Source organism: Ruegeria sp. CDSC045, from assembly GCF_059610725.1.
This window is the reverse complement of the sequence record NZ_JBXWOE010000001.1, coordinates 196,405-215,177: the sequence shown is the minus strand read 5'-3', so window position 1 is coordinate 215,177 and position 18,773 is coordinate 196,405. Positions and strand designations below refer to the sequence as shown.

The following is an 18,773-nucleotide window of genomic DNA, read 5'->3' as shown; positions in this document are numbered from 1 at the left end:
TACGCGGCTCACGGCACTTGTGACTAGCCAAGTGCCACATCCAACCCTAGCGTTCCGGTATGAGCCATCCAATCCATGACAGCCGCTATTCTTGGCTTCGCCTTCTGATCACCCTCGCAATCGCTACGGTGGCGAATGTGGGCATGTGGGCAGTAATCGTCGTGATGCCCGCGATCGAGGCGCAATTCAGCGCCGGTCGGGCCGAAGCCTCATTTCCCTATGTCTTGTCGATGATCGGGTTTGCACTGGGGAACATGTGGCTGGGGCAACTGGTTGATCGGTTGGGCGTGACCAAGGCACTGATCGGTGCCGCCCTTCTGAGCGCGGTCAGCTATCTGTTGGCAACATGGGCGCCGAATATGCTGCTCTTGTCACTGGCCCATCTGCTGTTGGGGTTGGGCACGGCTGTTGGTTTTGGCCCTCTGATCGCGGATATCTCACACTGGTTCATGAAACGCCGCGGGATTGCGGTGGCGTTGGTTGCCAGCGGAAACTACCTGTCCGGGGCGATCTGGCCAACGCTTCTGTCAGGCATCCTTGCACGTGAGGGATGGCAGCAGGTCTATCTGACGCTGGCGGTCATAACGCTGCTCGTTGTCATACCCCTATCTCTGCTGCTGCGCCGGCAAGTCCCGATCGAGGCCCATCAGACCGCCGCCGCCAATGCGCAGATCAACGCACGCAGCGTGGGAATATCGCCGCGCAGCTTGCAATACGTTCTTGGTCTGGCCGGAATCGGCTGTTGCGTGGCCATGTCGATGCCGCAGGTCCATATCGTGTCCTACTGCGTCGGGCTCGGATATGGCCCGGCGGTCGGGGCCGAGATGCTCTCGCTGATGTTGCTGGGCGGCGTGGTCAGCCGAGTGATCTCGGGGTTGGTCGCCGACAAGCTGGGCGGGTTGATGACATTGCTGGTCGGCTCTTTCCTGCAATGTATCGCCCTATTTCTGTTCCTGCCCTATGACGGGATGGCCTCACTTTACATTATCAGCCTCATGTTCGGTCTGGCGCAGGGCGGCATTGTCCCCAGCTATGCGCTCGTCGTACGTGAATATATGCCCCCGCAAGAGGCCGGAGCACGCGTTGGCTTTGTCATGATGATGACCATCATGGGCATGGCACTGGGCGGATGGATGTCCGGGTGGATTTACGATTTAACCGGAAATTATCAACTGGCCTTTATCAATGGCATCCTCTGGAACGGGCTGAACATCGCTATCCTGCTGATGTTGCTAAGGCGATCACGGCCCCGCAGGCAGGAGGTCATGATATGACCCAACTGACAAGGCGCGCTGTACTGTCCGGGTTGACCGCCCTTCCATTTGCGCACCCGGCTCTGGCCGGGTTGCGTCCCTATGAACTGATCCGCAATGGCACTTCCGTAGATTTTACGTTCGAGCTGTCCGGCATCACACAGTCCGGAACCATGCCGATACAATCTGCAGATATCCGAATAGACATGACCGACCTGACCAACAGCCGGGTGGATGTCTCGCTAAACGTCGCCAAGGCGCGCACCAACCTGCCCTTCGCCCGCAAACCGATGCTCAGCACTGGGGTTCTGGACGCCACAGGATTTCCCACAATTCATTTCACCTCGACCGATATTCAGCTTGGCAACGGTGGACGTATCTCGAACGGGGCCGAGATCACAGGAGATCTGACCTTGCGTGGTGTAACGCGACCAATCACATTGCGCGCCAATATTTTTCGCCCGCCCGGCAGCGCCCGAGACAACTTGAATAACCTCTCCATCCAACTCAGCGGTTCACTGAACCGTCACGAATTTGGCGCCTCGGGTTATTCCGACCTCGTAAAGGAAACTGTTGGCCTTGATATCCGGGCCAAGATCAAAAAGACTGGATAGATCAAAAACGACGCCACAAAGTCGATAAGCCGCGCGCACCGCGCTGGAAATATCGCAATCTGAGCCCATCATGCGCACGATCATTTCCTTTGCCGCCCTATTTCTTTCCGTCATTCTGCTTCAACTGTCCACCGGTGGCGTTGGCCCGCTGGATGCGATTTCCGGCCTGACCCTGAATTTCACCACCGGGCAAATTGGTCTGTTGGGCTCGGCCCATTTCGTTGGCTTCTTTGTGGGATGCTGGTGGGCCCCGCGCCTGATGGGAAGCGTCGGCCATTCGCGGGCATTTGCCGTTTGCACAGCTTTGGGCGCAATGGGGTTGCTGGGGCACACCCTGACGGACAACGCTTATATCTGGGCGGCCCTTCGAATCGCGTCAGGCGCCTGTGTCGCCGGGTGCTACACAGTGATCGAGGCTTGGCTGAACGCAAAAGTCACGAATGAGACGCGCGGGCGCGCCATGGGCACCTATCGCATCGTCGATATGGGCGCGTCCCTCTGCGCCCAGCTGATCATCGCAGTTCTGCCACCAGCATCATATGTCTCGTATAACTTGCTGGCGATCCTGTGCTGCGCTGCCCTGTTGCCGCTAACACTGACCCGTGCCAGCCAGCCCGAAACGCCCGACGCCCCGCGCTTGCGCCCGAAACTGGCCTGGAACAGCTCTCCTCTGGCGGTGGCCGGGGTGGTGGTTGCCGCGTTAAGCTCGGCGTCCTTTCGGATGGTCGGCCCTGTTTACGGGCAAGAGGTTGGGCTTGGCGTCGATCAGATCGCGTTTTTCCTGGCGTCTTTCGTGCTGGGCGGCGCGTTGGCGCAATATCCGATGGGATGGCTGGCCGATAAATACGACAGGCGCTGGGTACTGATCTGGCTTTCGGTTGCCGCCGTCCTAAGCTGCGGTGTGACCATGGCCGCCGGCAACACCGGAACCGTCGGCGTCATGCTGGCCGCGTGTTTGTTCGGCTTTACGACCTTCCCGATTTTCTCAGTTTCATCCGCGCACGCCAATGACTTTGCCACAACCGAACAACGGGTCGAGCTCTCTGCCGCGCTGATGTTCTGGTATGCGCTGGGTGCGATTGCCTCGCCTTACGTGTCATCCACTTTGATCCAATCCTTTGGACCCGGCGCGCTTTTTGCCTTTGTGGCACTTGGCCACGTGTTCCTGATCATCTTTGGTCTGGCGCGGATGCGGTCGCGGCCAACACCCGAGGAACGCACCAGCTATGTCTATTCACCGCGAACCTCGTTTACCATCGGGCGCTTGCTGAAACGATCCCGCGAGGAACGATAGAAAAAGGGCCGGGAAAATCCCGGCCCTTTCGTTTTAGTGTTCGGTGTGAGGTTCCTTGTCGACAACTTCGACCTCTTTCACCGGATCAACCGTCGGCTCTAGCGCGCCGTTGACGATGCCCCCGACCCCGTTTTCCATCGACAGGCCCAGCTCTTCGCCCAGCTTTTTCAGCGCGGGCATCTGCACGGCCATGCCCATGATCGAATCCAGCGCCTGGTTCACCACCGGCTTGTCGCCATTGGCGCCTCCGCCACCACCGGCGGCACCGATCCCGCCAACCTGATGAATCTTGATCGAGTCGATCTTTTCGGCAGGTTTGACCATTTCCGCAATGATCGTCGGCATCGCTTCAATCCGGGCCAGATCAACCTTCAGGCGGATCTGATCAACGGACAGGGCATTGTCAGCCTCGACAATCGCGCGCTTACCTTCCGCTTCGGCCAGCATGTCGTTCTTCTTGGCCTCGGCGCGGATGTTCAGCGCATCCGCTTCGGCTTGCGCCTCTTCACGGCGGGCTTCGGCGCGGTCGGCGGCAGCTTCTTTCTCGGCCTGGGCGGCCAGACGGATGGCTGTGGCCTGACGTTCAGCCTCACGCGTCGCTTCGATCAGCACGATCTGCTTCTGACGCTCGGCCTCGGCCACCTGACGGGCGGTAACCACCGCTTCGGTCGCTTTGGTCGCCTCAGCGCGGGCCAGATCGGCAGACGCACGGGCGCGGCTTTCCTCTTCGGATTTCTGCGCGATGATGATCTGACGCTCTTGCTCGGCAACCTCTAATTCGCGCTCTTTCGAGATCTCGGCCTCACGGATTTTACGCTCGCGCTCGATATCGGCGCCACGAATGGCTTCTTCACGGGCAATCCGGGCACGCTCGGTTTCACGTACAGAATCCTCGGTCCGCGCGGCGATCTCAGCCTCTTGCGCCACGCGCAGGGTTTCGATCTGTTGCGTCTGTTCGATGCGGGCCTGCTCTTCGTCCTTGTCGATCAACAGCTTCTGACGCTGGGCTTCCATCGCAGCACGGCGCACTTCAACCTCGGCATCCGCATCGATCTGCGCGCGCTCTTTTTTCGAGGTCGCAATAACCTCGGCCAGCTTACGCATACCCACGGCGTTAAAGGCGTTGTTCTCATCCAGCGCTTCGAACGGTGTCTGGTCCAGCGCGGTCAGCGAGACCGATTCCAGCGACAGGCCGTTTTTCAGCAGGTCTTCGGACACGGCATTCTGCACTTCTTGCACAAAATCGGCGCGGTTTTCGTGTAGACCGTCCATGGTCATCTGCGCGGCCACGGCACGCAGACCGTCGATCAGTTTGCCTTCGATCATCTCACGCAGTTGCTCGACATCGAATGTACGGTCGCCCAGCGTTTGTGCAGCACGCGCGATGCCTTCGTCCGTAGCCATCACCGAGACATAAAACTCGACACCTACATCGACACGCATCCGGTCTTTCGTGATCAGGGCAGCCTCAGCGCTGCGTTGAACTTCAAGGCGCAGCGTTTTCATGTTTACTGGGCTGACTTCGTGCAGAAGGGGGATAACCCAAGCGCTACCGTCCATAATAACTTTCTTGCCGCCAGCACCAGTCTTAACAAGACTGATCTCGCGGGTTGTCCGTCGGTACAACCGTTTCAAAACCAATCCAATTAACACTAGTATCGATAAAACGGTCGCAACAATAATGATCAGGAGTTCAAGTCCCATGCAAAATCCTCCAAGATTGGGGTTTGAAATTTAGTTAGCCTGACAAGCCGACCAGAACGAACCGGTCTTGCCGTCGGTCGCGCAGGACAAGCACTTCGGTGCCTTGTTCCAGCGTATCCTTGTCCTGCAGGGGCTCGGCGCGCAGGTAATGCGCATTGCCAAAGCGATCCATGACCCGCACTTCGGCCGGGCGGCCACGCGATGCTGTCCCTTGCGAGATGAAACCGCGACGGCGGGCCAGCATCCGTTCAGACATCGCCTCGGTCTCGGTTTTCGGCAGCAGGCGGGCAAAGACCGCGCTAAAGCCACGCGCAAACCAGATGCCAAAGGCCCCGGCCGGGATCGCGGCCATCCATGAGGGCAGATCAAAGCCCATCACATCACGCAGGCCCAGCTGCAGACCGATGCCCGACAGGCCGAAGCCAGCCAGCAGAACCACCAGCCAGATCATGAACGGCACTTTGCCAAAGCCCAGCCAGCTTGCAGGACCGTCCGAGGCCACAACCGGCGTTTCCGCCGCGACCTCGGCCAGCTCGAACTCACCCAGATCGACATCCGCGTCCAGATCAAGTTCGAAATCACCAATGTCCAATTCCGGAGCGTCAACCACATCAAGGTCAACCTCGCCCTCACCCGCCATCAGGCTTCCACCCAGCAACAGCGCCACCAGTTCCAGCCCCAAAAGGCCAAACAACAGCGCAATCGCAATGGTAAAGGGCACAAATGCACCCTCGAGTAGAAAACTGAGCATCAGTGGGCTGTCTCCGTAATTGTATACTATGGTATGCAGTAAATATGGGGAGTCATGACAAAGTTTCAAGAGGTTGTGATTCTATATTTCAACCTATGGGTAATTAACATGGTGACACAGCGGCAGTCGGGAAATCCGTTCTTTGGGGTTTTTTCGGTGCCTAGGGCCGGAAAGTGGCATCCGGGCAAAAGCCGGGCTTTTGCTGGGCTGTGACATAAGATAGACGAGCCTGCAGTTACATACGTGGAAACGGAACATGGCTCGGATTCTCATCACCTCGGCGATCCCCTACATCAACGGGATCAAGCACCTCGGCAATCTGATCGGCTCGCAACTGCCCGCCGACCTATATGCGCGGTATCAGCGCGGCCGGGGGAATGAGGTCATGTTTCTCTGCGCCACCGACGAACACGGCACCCCGGCCGAGCTGGCCGCCGCCAAGGCAGGCAAGCCGGTCGCTGATTACTGTGCCGAGATGCATGGTGTGCAGGCCGATATCGCACAGCGCTTTGGCCTGAGCTTTGATCACTTTGGCCGCTCGTCCAGCGCCCAGAACAAAGCGTTGACCCAGCATTTCGCGGGCAAGCTGGAAGATGCCGGGCTGATCCGCGAAGTGAGCGAGAAGCAGGTCTATTCCCACGCCGATGGACGGTTTCTGCCGGATCGCTATATCGAAGGCACCTGCCCCAACTGCGGGTACGACCGTGCACGTGGAGACCAGTGCGAAAACTGCACCAAGCAACTGGATCCGACCGACCTGATCGAGCCGCGCTCGGCCATTTCCGGGTCAACCGATCTGGAGGTGCGTGAGACCAAACACCTGTATCTGCGCCAATCCGCGATGAAGGATCAACTAAACGCCTGGATCGATTCCAAGACCGATTGGCCGATCCTGACCACCTCGATCGCCAAGAAATGGTTACATGACGGCGACGGCCTGCAGGATCGCGGCATCACCCGCGATCTGGACTGGGGCGTGCCGGTCAAGAAAGGCGATCAGGACTGGCCGGGTATGGAAGGCAAGGTCTTTTACGTCTGGTTCGACGCGCCGATCGAATACATCGCCTGCGCCAAGGAATGGGCTGATGCGACCGGCAAAGCGGATGCCGAGTGGGAGCGCTGGTGGCGCACTGACAAAGGTGCCGATGACGTGCGCTATGTTCAATTCATGGGTAAGGACAATGTGCCGTTCCATACCCTGTCCTTCCCGGCGACCATTCTAGGTTCGGGTGAGCCGTGGAAGATGGTCGACCATCTGAAATCCTTCAACTACCTGAACTATGACGGCGGCCAGTTCTCAACCAGCCAAGGTCGCGGCGTGTTCATGGATCAGGCGCTGGACATCCTGCCTGCCGATTACTGGCGCTGGTGGCTGCTGAGCCATGCGCCCGAAAGCAGCGATAGCGAATTCACCTGGGAGAACTTCCAGCAATCGGTGAACAAGGATCTGGCCGATGTGTTGGGCAACTTCGTCAGCCGGATCACCAAGTTCTGCCGCTCAAAATTCGGCGAGGCGGTGCCCCAAGGCGGCACCTATGGGGACCGCGAGCAGGCCCTGATCGAAGAGCTGACCCGCCGCGTCCGCGCCTATGAAGGGTTCATGGAGGCAATGGAAGTTCGCAAATCCGCGCAGGAATTGCGCGCAATCTGGGTTGCCGGGAACGAGTATCTTCAATCCGCGGCACCCTGGTCGACCTTCAAGGAAGATCCCGAACAGGCCGCGGTACAGGTGCGTCTGGGTCTGAACTTGATCCGGCTCTATGCCGTGCTCAGTGCGCCGTTCATTCCCGAAACCACCGCCCGTATGCTGAGCGCGATGAACACGCTGGATACTGCTTGGCCTGACGATGTTGCGGCGGCCCTGTCCGCCCTGCCCGCAGGCCACGACTTTGCCGTTCCTGATGTTCTGTTCGCCAAGATCACCGACGAACAGCGCGAAGACTGGCAGGACCGTTTTGCAGGTGTCCGCACCTAAGACACCCGACCGGGAAAAGAATACAGGGGGCTTAACGGCCCCCTTTTTTCATTTTGCGCTTGATCCAGATTGCCGGAAACGCCCTTGCCAGATCAGGAAACTAGCCCTGGCCGATTTTCGTAAACCTGCCGCCCTACAGAAAAATATCCTTGGGTAAGCGATTGCCTTACGGGCTAACACGCTTGAGAAACCTACCAAAACCAGCCATCCTCACGAAGAGTTTAGGCGACTCGGACCGCTGGCGGCGACCCGAGTTGTGTTCAGTTTTTGTTTCAATGGGGCTTCTGCCATGATCCTTGCATCAACACTTTTCAGCTTTCGACCGAATGACCCCATAGCCAAATCCGTTTGGTATGCCGCAGCTTTTGCCCTGTGTGGGTTGGTGGTGCCAGCTGCCGCGCAGGATAAAGGTGACGCCCCACCGCCGAAAGTGTCCATCGCAGCGGCCTACACACAAGAAATCACGGACGAGGCGACTTTCATCGGTCGAGCTGAGGCGCTGAACAAGGCCGATATTGTCGCCCGGGTCAGCGGTTTTCTGGACAGTCAGAATGTTGAAGACGGCGCGATGGTGAATGAAGGCGACCTTATGTTCACGATCGAGCCGGACCTGTATCAGGCGACACTAGATGCACGGAATGCCGATCTGGACCGTGCCGAAGCAAATCTTGAGCTCGCCAAAGTTGACCTGGCCCGTAAAGAAGAACTTTACAAACGCGATGCCACTCCGGAAAGCGAACGGGATATCGCCCGTGCCAACGAACTTGTGGCCATTGCCGAAGTCAAAGCCGCGAAAGCCGCAATCCAACAGGCCGAACTTGATCTGAGCTATACTAAGGTCCACGCACCGTTCACCGGCCGTATCGGGCGGGTCGCTATCAGCGTCGGGGACGTTGTCGGCCCGAACAACCCACCATTGGTGAATATCGTCAGCGAGGCACCAGTGTATGTGAATTTCTCGTTGAACGAGAAACAGTTTACCTCGGTTCTTGAACAATATGGCGAGAATGCATCGTCGCTGGCCGAAAGCCCCAAAAGCCCGAATGTGCATGTAACACTGCCCAATGGATCGGACTTGGGCGAAACAGGTTCGATTGTTTTCGTTGACAACCGTATCGACCCGCTAACTGGAACGATTGCAATGCGGGCCGAATTCACAAATGCCGACCGGCTGATCCTCGATGGTCAGTTTCTGAGCGTTCATATCGAAGCGCTGGAGCCGACCTTGCAGGTTCTGATCCCGCAGGCGGCCTTGTCACGTGATCAGCGCGGTGATTTCGTTCTGGTCGTTAACGATAAGCAAATGGTCGAACAGCGCTATATCACCACCGGCGACAATGTCGGAACTGCTGTGATCGTTCTGGACGGCCTGCGCGAAGGGGAAAGCGTGATCGTCGAGGGCCTCCAGCGCGTGCGCCCGGGTGTGGCAGTGGATGCTGTCACCGCATCCGAGCAGCCGGGAGAGTAACAGATGTTCTCATCCCTGTTCATCAGCCGGCCCAAGCTGGCCCTAGTTATTTCGCTTGTCCTGACGATCATGGGCGGGATCGGCTATATGGTTCTGCCGGTCGCCCAGTTTCCTGATATTACGCCACCGGTCGTCAGCGTTTCCGCCACCTATACCGGTGCCAATGCCGAAACGGTCGAGAACACCGTCGCCGCGCCGATCGAGGCGCAGGTCAACGGCGTGGATGACATGATCTACATGACGTCCACCTCTTCGGATAACGGCTCGTATTCGTTGAATATTACCTTCGAAGTCGGCACCGACCCCGACATTGCATCCGTTAACGTGCAGAACCGCGTTGCGCAGGCCATGTCTTCGCTTCCGTCAGAGGTGACTTCGTCGGGTGTCGTTACGCAGAAGGCATCGACCAATATGCTGATGCTGGTCACGCTGACCTCACCCAAAAGCACCTATGACAGTGTATTCTTGTCGAACTACGCTTCGATCAACCTGAAAGATGCGTTGGCACGGGTACAGGGTGTTGGTAAAGCCGATGTTCTGACTAACCTTGAATATGCAATGCGGATCTGGATGGATCCCGACAAGATGACCGCCCTGTCGATTTCACCGGGTGATGTCATAGACGCTATCCGAGAACAGAATATCGAAGTGTCTGCCGGTTCGATAGGCTCGCCTCCGGTCCCTGAGGGACAGACATTTCAATATACGATCAAGACCAAGGGCCGGCTGACCTCGGCCGCTGAATTTGGCAATATTGTCATCCGTACTGGTGATGCAGGGGCAATCGTACGCATAAGGGACATTGCCAGAACCGAACTTGGAGCGCAGTTCTACTCGGCTTCGGGCTATTTCCAGGCAGAACCCGCAACGGTTATCGGTATCTATCAAGCCCCCGGTGCCAATGCGTTGGCTGTTTCTGATCGTGTTCAGGCCGAATTGGACCGGCTGTCGCGTTCGTTCCCAACAGATGTTGAATATCAGGTTCCGTTCAACACGACCGACTTCGTGGAACAATCTCTGAACGACGTGGTTTCCACCCTGATGCTGACGTTCGTTTTGGTGATTTCGGTCGTATTTGTCTTTTTGGGCAGTTGGCGTGCAACGATCATTCCGGCGGTTGCTATTCCTGTTTCGCTGATCGGGACGTTCGCGTTCCTGCTGGCGTTTGGGATGTCCCTGAACACAATTTCTTTGTTCGCGCTTGTACTGGCCATCGGGATCGTGGTCGATGATGCCATCGTGGTGGTTGAAAACGTTGAACGCATTATCGCCGACGAAGGGTTGTCCCCGCCTGAGGCGACACGGAAAGCAATGGGCCAAATCACCGGACCCGTCATCGCAACCACACTGGTTCTGCTGGCCGTTTTTGTGCCCGTAACCTTTATGCCTGGCATCTCGGGGCGACTGTATTCTCAGTTTGCAGTCACCATCTCGACTGCGGTCGTGATTTCGTCAATCAACGCTTTGACCTTGTCTCCGGCGCTTTGCGGATTGGTTCTGCGCGCACGCTCGGGTCCGCCCAAGGGTATTCTGGCCCTGTTTGAGCGTTTCATCGGAACGCTGCGTGACGGTTATGTTGTCATTGTGCGCAAACTGTTAATTCTGCCAGTCGCCGGACTGGGCGTCATCGTTGTTCTGGCAATGGGTACAGGGACGATCATGTCGAACACATCAAGCGGTTTTATTCCGCTTGAAGACAACGGCTATCTCTTTGTGGACATCCAGTTGCCAGATGCGGCAACGCTGGAACGCACCGAGACTATCGCAGGTCGGGTCGACGACCAGATCCGCGATATCTCGGGGGTCGCCAGTACGGTTCTGATCAACGGGTTTTCGCTGCTGAACGGCACAACCACAAATGGAGCGACCGTTTTTGTGAACCTCGACAACTGGGACGAACGGCAAGATCCCGACCTGTCTGCCGATGCCATTCTGGGCAAGGTTCTGGCGATTGCAAATGGCGAATCCGCAGCTTCGATCGTGGCCTTCAACCCGCCACCGATTCAGGGCCTCGGCATGTCAGCCGGTGTGGAAATGGAGGTTCAGCAAGTCGGGGGCGGTACGCCTCAGGATCTGGCCTCGGCCGTTGGGTCCTTCGTCTATGCTGCAAACCAGCGACCCGAGATTGGTCAGGCCTATACAACATTCCGGGCCAATGTTCCTCAGCTATTTGTCGATCTGGACCGTGAGAAAGCGAAAACCCTGGAAGTGTCTGTTGCTGAGATTTTCCAGACGATGCAAGCCCAACTAGGCTCGTACTATGTGAACGATTTCAACCTGTTTGGCCGCGTCTACCGCGTGATGATTCAGGCCGAGGGGAGCTATCGGAACAAGGTCGAAGATATTTCGAACCTGTATGTGCGCTCGACCAAGGGCGATATGGTTCCATTGGGTACGTTGATCGACGTGGAAAACGTGTTGGGGCCAGTCCTGTTAAAACGGCATAACCTGTTCCGTTCGGCAACAGTTACAGCTGTACCTGCGCCAGGGCTGTCCAGTGGCGACGCTATCACTGTGATGACAGAAGAATCCGCCAACGCCCTACCCTCGGGATACGCGTTTGAATGGACAGGCACCGCACAACAGCAGCTTGCATCCGGCAGCCTTGTGATCATTATCCTCGGGCTTGCTGTCCTGTTCGCTTATTTGTTCCTGGTGGGGCAATACGAAAGCTGGTCGATGCCGGTGTCCATTCTTCTATCGGTTATTGTTGCCCTGTTCGGGGCGGTTGCGGCGGTGGCCATCGTGGGCAGCGACATAAACCTGTACACGCAGATCGGGATGATCATGCTGGTGGGGCTTGCGTCGAAGAACGGTATCCTCATCGTTGAATTCGCAATGGAACAGCGTGCCAATGGCCTTTCGATCAAAGATGCTGCAGCCGAAGCCGCCCATCAACGTTTCCGCGCGGTGATGATGACTGCCCTCTCCTTCCTGTTGGGTGTTGTACCGTTGCTTGCCGCGAATGGCGCGGGTGCGGCTAGCCAGAAGGCCATCGGTGTCGCCGTCTTTGGCGGAATGCTGGCGGCAACTCTGGTTGGCGTTATCCTTGTGCCGGTACTTTACGCCCTGATGCAGGGGCTGAGGGAATGGCTCAAAGGGACAAAGAACGACCCCGACCCTTCGGAAGAAGCCGCATAAATCAAAAAAAGCCCCGCCAAAAACGCGGGGCTTTTCTTTAATGGGCCAGGCGCTTTTCGATCCAGCGCTGGATGGCAGCGATCTGATCGGCATCAAGTCTTAGGCCCAGCTTGTTTCTGCGCCAGATGGCATCTTCAGCGCAGCGCACATATTCCTTGGTGACCAGCCATTCCATTTCGCGTTCGGTCAGAGTCGCCCCGAACTCTTCCCCCAGATCCTCAGCGGTCTTTGCATCGGCCAGAATAGCGCGCGCCTCGGTTCCATAGGCGCGCACCAGCCGTTCCGCCCATGTGCGATTCAAAAAGGCATAGTCGAATTCCAGACCGGCAATAAGGTCTTGCACTGCGCTAACGGGGAAATCGCCACCCGGCAAAGAAACACCAGCGGTCCATGGACCGGGCAAATCCGGGAAGTACTCAGCGATTTTCTCAAGCGCACTTTCGGCCAATCTGCGATAGGTCGTAATCTTGCCGCCGAAAACATTCAAAACCGGAGCGCCGCCAAGCCCATTGACCTTCAGAGTATAGTCTCTGGTCGCGGCCGTTGCGCTGCTGGCCCCATCGTCATACAGAGGGCGCACACCGGAATAAGTCCAAACGATGTCTTCGTGGGTCACAGGCTGCTCAAAATATTTTGACGCAAATGCACACAGATATTCCTGTTCAGACTCAGTACAGACTGGAGGAACCGATGGATCTGGGTGATCCTGATCAGTTGTTCCAATAAGGGTGAAATCTCTCTCATAGGGAATGGCAAAGATGATGCGCCCGTCTTCGCCCTGAAAGAAATAGCATTTGTCATGATTGAACATCCTGCGTGTCACGATATGGCTGCCGCGAACCAGCCGAACGCCTTCACGCGAGTTCACGTGGATTTTGTCCTGAATAATGTCCCCGACCCAAGGGCCACCGGCATTGATCAGCATCTTGACCTGGACGACGCGCGTTTCATCACTCTGCTTGTCGCGGATCGTGACATGCCACAGGTCATCGACCCTTTCGGCAGACAGAACCTCTGTCCGGACCAGAATTTCGGCACCTCTGGCCTCGGCATCACGGGCGTTCAGAACCACCAGACGGGAATCTTCAATCCAGCAGTCGGAATATTCATAGGCAGTTTCGAACCTGTTCTGCAGCGGGCCGCCTTCGGGCGCAGACCGTAGATTCAGCGACGAAGTTCCCGGCAGAATTTTCCGCCCCCCGAGGTGGTCATACATGAACAGGCCCAGACGGATCAGCCAGGCCGGGCGACGACCGCGCATCCAGGGCATCACCATGCTCAGCAGGCGCGATGTCGGCGTATCCGAGTCAAAGCGCATCCCATCGTGGTACGGAAGCACAAAGCGCATCGGCCAACTGATATGCGGCATTGCCCGCAGCAAGGTCTCACGCTCGATCAGCGCCTCGCGGACCAGTCGGAATTCAAAGTACTCAAGATACCGCAGGCCGCCATGGAACAGTTTGGTCGAGGCAGAGGACGTCGCCGATGCCAAGTCGTTCATCTCGGCCAATGTCACCGACAACCCCCGCCCGGCCGCATCACGCGCGATCCCGCAACCGTTAATACCGCCACCGATGATGAATAGGTCAGTAACCTGGCCAGTCTGCTGTGCCATTTGCAGGTCAGTCCTTTTGCTGAAAACGTGCGGCAATTAACCCGTTCGATACTCGGTTCGTCAATGTGGATTTTCGTTTTTTTTCGCGTAACGAACAAGAATAGCGATTTTTTGTTGTTGTCCAAACGATGTTTGATTTCTGCCGGTTGCAATATTGCGAAAAAAGGAACAAAAACGAAAGAACCCAATAACCGGAGCTTCCCTTGTCTCTTTCGTTCCGCCAGTCAGACATCATAGAAATCGCCAAGCAGAATGGTCGCGTCATGGTCGAGGATCTGGCGTTGCAGTTTGGTGTCACGGTCCAAACGATCCGGCGCGATCTTTCCGAGCTTGCGGAACTGGGCAAGCTGGACCGGGTTCATGGCGGCGCGGTCCTGCGATCCGGCGTTTCGAATATCGGTTACGAGGACCGGCGCGCCCTGAATGCTGAAATCAAGACCCGTATCGCACAGGTTTGCGCTGCCAACATACCGGATGGTGCATCGCTTTTTTTGAACATCGGTACATCGACCGAGGCTGTCGCGCATCAGTTGCTAAACCACAAAGATCTTATGGTGGTGACAAATAACATGAATGTCGCGCGTATCCTGGTGGAAAACACGAACTGCCAGATCGTCGTCGCCGGTGGTGTTCTGCGCCGGTCGGACGGTGGTCTGATCGGTAACCTGACCAATTCAACGATTGAACAATTCAAGTTCGATTATGCGGTAATCGGGTGTTCCGCACTGGACGCCGATGGTGATCTTCTGGATTTCGATTTCCAAGAAGTCCGTGTCAGCCAGACTATCATTGCACAGGCCAGACACAGCTTTCTGGTTGCCGATCATTCGAAATTTCAGCGCTCGGCCCCTGCCCGTATTGCCTCGATGTCCGAAGTTGACGTTTTCTTTACAGATCAACCTCTTCCAAGTGGGCTTGCACGTAAATGTAAGGAATGGGGAACGCGGGTCGTATACAGCGGCCGAACCACTGGAGATTCGCATTAAACGCGTAATTCCAAACGTGGTTCTTGTCATAGGCGACCGGCCCTGACAGTATCACAACATATTGCAATCAGTGCACGGCAAGGGGGAGATCCGGGCCATGATCGCGCTTTTATTTGCGTTACTCACAGCCACTATGGGGCTGAATTATTATAGAAAAACCAAAGCGGCCAATGTTGTGTTCTTCATTACCATGGCCCTAAGTGTTTATTGGCTGAAGTTTCATGCCACCAGCCAACTGACCATTCAGCTGTAGGAGGCCACAATGACACCCGAGCTTTCCCGCACCCTGAACGCGTTGGGAACCCTGGCGGTCAGCCTCGTTCTTGTGCTGGCCTTCGGATACCAGCTGGCGCTGAACGAACTGCCCTGCCCGCTTTGCTTATTGCAACGGGTCGGGTTCGTAGCGGTGGGCGTTGGTTTGGGCCTGAACCTGCTATACGGAGCCCGGCCGCAGTATTATGCGTTGATGTTGCTTGCGGCACTGTTTGGGATCAGCGTTTCCGTTCGCCAGATCTTGCTGCATATCGTACCGGGTACCGGCCACTATGGTTCGCCTGTTTTTGGGTATCACTATTACACATGGGCCGCGATCTGCTTTTTTCTGATCCTGCTGGGCACGGCAATCATGCTGCTTTTCGACCGTCAATATCAGGACACAAATGTCGATCAACCACGGTTCGGGGGCAGTACGCTGGCCAAAACCGCGTTCTTTGTGATGCTAGGGCTGGCCGCGCTGAATGCGGGGTCGACCTTGTTGGAATGTGGACCAGGTATCTGCGCTGACCCGCCGACAAGCTACAAATTGATTGACGAACTGGACACCAACAACTGAGGATGGATAAACCTTCCCTCATGGAGGCATCGGAATGGGACTACTGGGGCAGCCGCTAGGCTATTATGACTATCTGACATTTATCGCACTTATACTGCTGCTGGCCGCTGTAATGGCGCTGTTTCTGTTCATAATGGGACTGCCCGGCCGCATCGCAATCAAACGCAACCATCCCCATGCCGAGGCAGTCAAGATCATGGGCTGGATGGGGTTTCTGGCCGTCGTTCCCTGGATTCACGCCTTTATGTGGGCTTTCCACGATGCAGCCACTGTCGATATCCGCCGTATGCCTGATGATGAACGCGATGCGATACGGAAGGATATCAAACGGTTGGGCGGTGAACTGACTGAAGAATATCGCGATCCGCTGGACCCGGACGAAACACAAAAAAGCTAAGGCTAAAGGAAGTCCCACAATATGTTTGTCGCTCTTGGCATTACGCTTTTCTACATCATTTTTGTCTGGCTGATCTTCTTCAAACTACAATGGCTTAAGTTCAGTATCGCCTGGGGCATCGTTTCCTTCTGGGTGGGTGCTCATCTGTTATTGATCTTTATGGTTGCGCTGCGGTTCTTCCAGCCATTTTCGATCGACAGCCACGTGGTTCGCTCAACCATACAGATCGTACCGCGCCTGACTGAACCAACCATCCTTTCCGAGGTTCTGGTCGAGCCGAATACAGAGGTGAAGAAAGGGGATCCGCTGTATCGGTTCGACGACACCGTCTTTGCGCTTGAATTCGAAGAAGCATCCGCACAGTTGGTTGCAGCCCAGCAGAACGCCAAAATTCTGGAACAGGATGTGATCGTCGCGGGTGAAGCCGTCGAGCGAGCCAACGCGCAACTGGCATATGCACTGACCCAGCAGGCACGGTATGAAAACCTTGTCCCTGCGGGTGGTGCCCGCGAGGATGAGCTGGATCGCTGGAACGAGCAGGTCACGGAAGATCAGGCCAAGATAAAAGAGGCCGAAGCCAATCTGGAAAAGGCAAAGCTGGCGCTGGATTCGCAGATCGACGGGGTCAATACCGGAATCGTTCAAGCTCAGGCTCAGTTGGAAAAGGCCCGGTACTTTCTGGACAATACTACGATCTACGCGCCCGAAGATGGAATGATCGTTTCACAACAGGCACGCCCGGGTCTGGTTGTCGGTGATATCCGATTGGGCGCAATCGCCAGCTTTGTGACCAAGGAAAACCCCTATATTCTCGCCACTTACCGGCAGCAGAACCTGAAATTTGTGAAACCCGGGCAACAGGTTGAGGTCGCGCTGGACTTATATCCCGGAGAAATCCTGACCGGCAAAGTCGAGGCAATCTGGTGGGCAACCCGCCAGGGTCAATATCTGCCATCAGGCCGCCTGCCCGGATTTGAACTGCCAAAAATTCCTGGACATATTGCCGTGCAGATTTCGGTCGATATTCCAGATGGCCACGTCTTTCCCGCCGGTGGACACGCCGCGGTGGCAATCTATACCGGCCAGGGCAAAAGCTTTGAGTTCCTGCGGCGCATCAATATCCGCCTCTATTCCTTCGCAAACTTCATCCGACCACTGGACATTTAAGGACACGCTGTATGACACGGGCCAGGCTAAACCGCAGTTTGATGGGCACAGCCCTGTGTGCCGCGCTGCTGGTGGGATGCGCACCTGTCGGTCCTGATTTTGTGCGACCGAACTCTCCGGTCGTGAAGGAATGGATCGAGGTAAACAACCCCTCAGTCGGTCCCAGCGGCCTCACCTCGCGTAGTGCCCCTGTGGCAAAATGGTGGGAGACCTTCAACGACGCCACTTTGAACCGGTTGATCGCCGAAGCCTATGCCCAGAACCTGGCGCTACAGGTGGCCGGTGCGCGCGTACTACAGGCCCGCGCACAGCTTGGGATTGCCTTTGGTGAGCTTTACCCCCAATCGCAGGCCATCGGAGGTTCGATCGAGCGGCGCCAGATCAGCGATAATATCGGGCCGATTTCCGATATCAATCGGATCATCCCTCTGGATACCGAATTCTCGACCTCGCAGGTTGGCTTCGACGCTCAATGGGAATTGGATGTGTGGGGGCAGCAACGCCGGGGTGTGCAGGCCGCACGATCCAATCTGGCACTTCAGGTCGCTAATTACGATGACGCTTTGGTCACGCTGACCGGCGATGTAGCAGCGTTATATGTAAGCTTCCGCGCGCTGCAAGAAACTCTGTTCGTGGCACGAGAGAATATCAAGCTGCAACAGGAATCGGTTGATCTGACGCAACTGCGTTTCAACAACGGCGTCACCACTGAATTGGATGTGCAAGAGGCCACCGCCCTGCTGAACAATACCATGGCGCTGGTGCCGGAAATTGAAAGCGATCTTCAACAGACCAAGAATGCTTTGGCTGTTTTACTGGGAACAACACCCTCGCGCATGGCCGGGTTGCTGGGTAATTCCGGTCGTATCCCTTCCGCCCGATCCAACGTCGCGGTTGGAGTACCAGCGGAATTGCTGCGCCGACGCCCGGATGTACGCGCCGCAGAACTGGCCGCTGCCACACAGTCTGCGCAAGTTGGGATCGCGATTGCTGACCTGTATCCCCAGTTCATCCTGTCCGGTTCGATCGGCCTGCAGGCCTCGGGCAGTCAGAACCTGTTTTCATCCGCCAGCAATACTGGGCTAGCCAGTGCCGGAGTGGTCTGGAATGTGCTGAATTATGGGCGGATCAAGAATAATGTCCGCGCCCAGGACGCAGCTTATCAGGCATTGATTGCGAACTATCAAAACACCGTCCTGACCGCCTATTCCGAGGTCGAAAGCGCCATGGTCGCCTATGCGCAGTCACGCAAACAGGTGACATTCTACCAAAACAGCGTCACCGCATCACGCAAAGCTGCCGAGATCGCGGTGAACCAATACCGGGATGGCATCGCCAGCTATTCCCGCGTTCTGAACACGCAAACCGCATTGCTGCGATCACAGGCCAACCTGATCGAAGCCCGCCAGCAGGTCTCGAGCAATCTGGTTGCAGTCTACAAAGGTTTAGGCGGTGGTTGGCAAATCCGGCAAAATCAGGAGTTCCTGCCGGAAACCGTGCTGGCTGAAATGGCCTATCGCACCGATTGGGGAGACCTGCTGCAACAGGCTCCGACCCAAGCCAGCCTGAACTGAGC

15 protein-coding genes are annotated in these 18,773 nt (G+C 56.6%); 12 read left to right on the top strand and 3 right to left on the bottom strand.

The window, feature by feature from the left end; translation table 11 throughout:
- The first annotated feature begins 59 nt into the window (after window positions 1–59).
- The 3 genes from AC2FH6_RS01070 (at window position 60) to AC2FH6_RS01060 (ending at window position 3,161) form a co-directional block, all read left to right on the top strand.
- The gene (locus tag AC2FH6_RS01070; protein WP_496695173.1) at window positions 60–1,274 is read left to right on the top strand and encodes an MFS transporter; all 1,215 of its coding nucleotides are present in this window, start codon (window positions 60–62) and stop codon (window positions 1,272–1,274) included.
- Window positions 1,271–1,867 (top strand): YceI family protein, encoded by a 597-nt coding sequence (locus AC2FH6_RS01065; RefSeq protein ID WP_496700808.1) that lies wholly within the window; start codon window positions 1,271–1,273, stop codon window positions 1,865–1,867. The genes AC2FH6_RS01070 and AC2FH6_RS01065 overlap by 4 nt, the downstream gene beginning before the upstream one ends.
- A gap of 70 nt (window positions 1,868–1,937) precedes the next feature.
- On the top strand, window positions 1,938–3,161 hold the full coding sequence (locus AC2FH6_RS01060; RefSeq protein ID WP_271946650.1) for an MFS transporter: 1,224 nt from the start codon (window positions 1,938–1,940) through the stop codon (window positions 3,159–3,161).
- 33 nt (window positions 3,162–3,194) lie between these two features.
- Here AC2FH6_RS01060 and AC2FH6_RS01055 read toward each other — a convergent pair whose 3' ends face one another.
- Both AC2FH6_RS01055 and AC2FH6_RS01050 read right to left on the bottom strand, forming a co-directional pair.
- Window positions 3,195–4,865 (bottom strand): flotillin family protein, encoded by a 1,671-nt coding sequence (locus AC2FH6_RS01055; protein ID WP_496700806.1) that lies wholly within the window; start codon window positions 4,863–4,865, stop codon window positions 3,195–3,197.
- A 34-nt stretch (window positions 4,866–4,899) separates the two neighbouring features.
- On the bottom strand, window positions 4,900–5,616 hold the full coding sequence (locus AC2FH6_RS01050) for an OB-fold-containig protein (RefSeq protein ID WP_496700804.1): 717 nt from the start codon (window positions 5,614–5,616) through the stop codon (window positions 4,900–4,902).
- 256 nt (window positions 5,617–5,872) lie between these two features.
- On the opposite strand from AC2FH6_RS01050, the gene metG reads away from it, so the two are divergent.
- From metG to AC2FH6_RS01035, 3 genes are all read left to right on the top strand, one after another.
- The gene (gene metG / locus AC2FH6_RS01045; protein ID WP_496700802.1) at window positions 5,873–7,591 is read left to right on the top strand and encodes a methionine--tRNA ligase; all 1,719 of its coding nucleotides are present in this window, start codon (window positions 5,873–5,875) and stop codon (window positions 7,589–7,591) included.
- Window positions 7,592–7,880: 289 nt separating this feature from the next.
- Entirely contained in the window at window positions 7,881–9,059 is a 1,179-nt protein-coding gene (locus AC2FH6_RS01040; RefSeq protein ID WP_496700800.1) for an efflux RND transporter periplasmic adaptor subunit, read from the top strand.
- A gap of 3 nt (window positions 9,060–9,062) precedes the next feature.
- Window positions 9,063–12,200 carry an efflux RND transporter permease subunit gene (locus AC2FH6_RS01035; RefSeq protein WP_496690692.1) on the top strand — a complete coding sequence of 1,046 codons (3,138 nt, stop codon included), beginning with the start codon at window positions 9,063–9,065 and terminating at the stop codon, window positions 12,198–12,200.
- A gap of 37 nt (window positions 12,201–12,237) precedes the next feature.
- On the opposite strand, the gene glpD is transcribed toward AC2FH6_RS01035, so the two are convergent.
- The gene (glpD, locus tag AC2FH6_RS01030) at window positions 12,238–13,815 is read right to left on the bottom strand and encodes a glycerol-3-phosphate dehydrogenase (protein ID WP_496700798.1); all 1,578 of its coding nucleotides are present in this window, start codon (window positions 13,813–13,815) and stop codon (window positions 12,238–12,240) included.
- 203 nt (window positions 13,816–14,018) lie between these two features.
- Here glpD and AC2FH6_RS01025 point away from each other — a divergent pair, with 203 nt between their 5' ends.
- The 6 genes from AC2FH6_RS01025 (at window position 14,019) to AC2FH6_RS01000 (ending at window position 18,771) form a co-directional block, all read left to right on the top strand.
- Window positions 14,019–14,801, top strand: a complete 783-nt coding sequence (locus tag AC2FH6_RS01025; RefSeq protein ID WP_271946633.1) for a DeoR/GlpR family DNA-binding transcription regulator — start codon at window positions 14,019–14,021, stop codon at window positions 14,799–14,801.
- Window positions 14,802–14,898: 97 nt separating this feature from the next.
- On the top strand, window positions 14,899–15,054 hold the full coding sequence (locus AC2FH6_RS01020) for a DUF5993 family protein (RefSeq protein ID WP_271946630.1): 156 nt from the start codon (window positions 14,899–14,901) through the stop codon (window positions 15,052–15,054).
- A gap of 9 nt (window positions 15,055–15,063) precedes the next feature.
- On the top strand, window positions 15,064–15,633 hold the full coding sequence (locus AC2FH6_RS01015; RefSeq protein WP_496700796.1) for a disulfide bond formation protein B: 570 nt from the start codon (window positions 15,064–15,066) through the stop codon (window positions 15,631–15,633).
- Between the two features lie 34 nt (window positions 15,634–15,667).
- Window positions 15,668–16,030, top strand: a complete 363-nt coding sequence (locus AC2FH6_RS01010; protein ID WP_496700794.1) for a DUF3302 domain-containing protein — start codon at window positions 15,668–15,670, stop codon at window positions 16,028–16,030.
- Window positions 16,031–16,051: 21 nt separating this feature from the next.
- Entirely contained in the window at window positions 16,052–17,197 is a 1,146-nt protein-coding gene (locus AC2FH6_RS01005; RefSeq protein ID WP_142634305.1) for an HlyD family secretion protein, read from the top strand.
- A gap of 11 nt (window positions 17,198–17,208) precedes the next feature.
- A complete protein-coding gene (locus tag AC2FH6_RS01000) occupies window positions 17,209–18,771 on the top strand; it encodes an efflux transporter outer membrane subunit (RefSeq protein WP_496700792.1) in 1,563 nt (520 codons plus the stop codon).
- Window positions 18,772–18,773 lie beyond the last annotated feature (2 nt).

Bases quoted from the DNA above. Each gene is read 5' to 3' on its own strand.
- AC2FH6_RS01070 (WP_496695173.1), top strand. From the start codon at position 60: ATGAGCCATCCAATCCATGACAGCCGCTATTCTTGGCTTCGCCTTCTG.
- AC2FH6_RS01065 (WP_496700808.1), top strand. From the start codon at position 1,271: ATGACCCAACTGACAAGGCGCGCTGTACTGTCCGGGTTGACCGCCCTT.
- AC2FH6_RS01060 (WP_271946650.1), top strand. From the start codon at position 1,938: ATGCGCACGATCATTTCCTTTGCCGCCCTATTTCTTTCCGTCATTCTG.
- AC2FH6_RS01055 (WP_496700806.1), bottom strand. From the start codon at position 4,865: ATGGGACTTGAACTCCTGATCATTATTGTTGCGACCGTTTTATCGATA.
- AC2FH6_RS01050 (WP_496700804.1), bottom strand. From the start codon at position 5,616: ATGCTCAGTTTTCTACTCGAGGGTGCATTTGTGCCCTTTACCATTGCG.
- metG (WP_496700802.1), top strand. From the start codon at position 5,873: ATGGCTCGGATTCTCATCACCTCGGCGATCCCCTACATCAACGGGATC.
- AC2FH6_RS01040 (WP_496700800.1), top strand. From the start codon at position 7,881: ATGATCCTTGCATCAACACTTTTCAGCTTTCGACCGAATGACCCCATA.
- AC2FH6_RS01035 (WP_496690692.1), top strand. From the start codon at position 9,063: ATGTTCTCATCCCTGTTCATCAGCCGGCCCAAGCTGGCCCTAGTTATT.
- glpD (WP_496700798.1), bottom strand. From the start codon at position 13,815: ATGGCACAGCAGACTGGCCAGGTTACTGACCTATTCATCATCGGTGGC.
- AC2FH6_RS01020 (WP_271946630.1), top strand. From the start codon at position 14,899: ATGATCGCGCTTTTATTTGCGTTACTCACAGCCACTATGGGGCTGAAT.
- AC2FH6_RS01015 (WP_496700796.1), top strand. From the start codon at position 15,064: ATGACACCCGAGCTTTCCCGCACCCTGAACGCGTTGGGAACCCTGGCG.
- AC2FH6_RS01010 (WP_496700794.1), top strand. From the start codon at position 15,668: ATGGGACTACTGGGGCAGCCGCTAGGCTATTATGACTATCTGACATTT.
- AC2FH6_RS01005 (WP_142634305.1), top strand. From the start codon at position 16,052: ATGTTTGTCGCTCTTGGCATTACGCTTTTCTACATCATTTTTGTCTGG.
- AC2FH6_RS01000 (WP_496700792.1), top strand. From the start codon at position 17,209: ATGACACGGGCCAGGCTAAACCGCAGTTTGATGGGCACAGCCCTGTGT.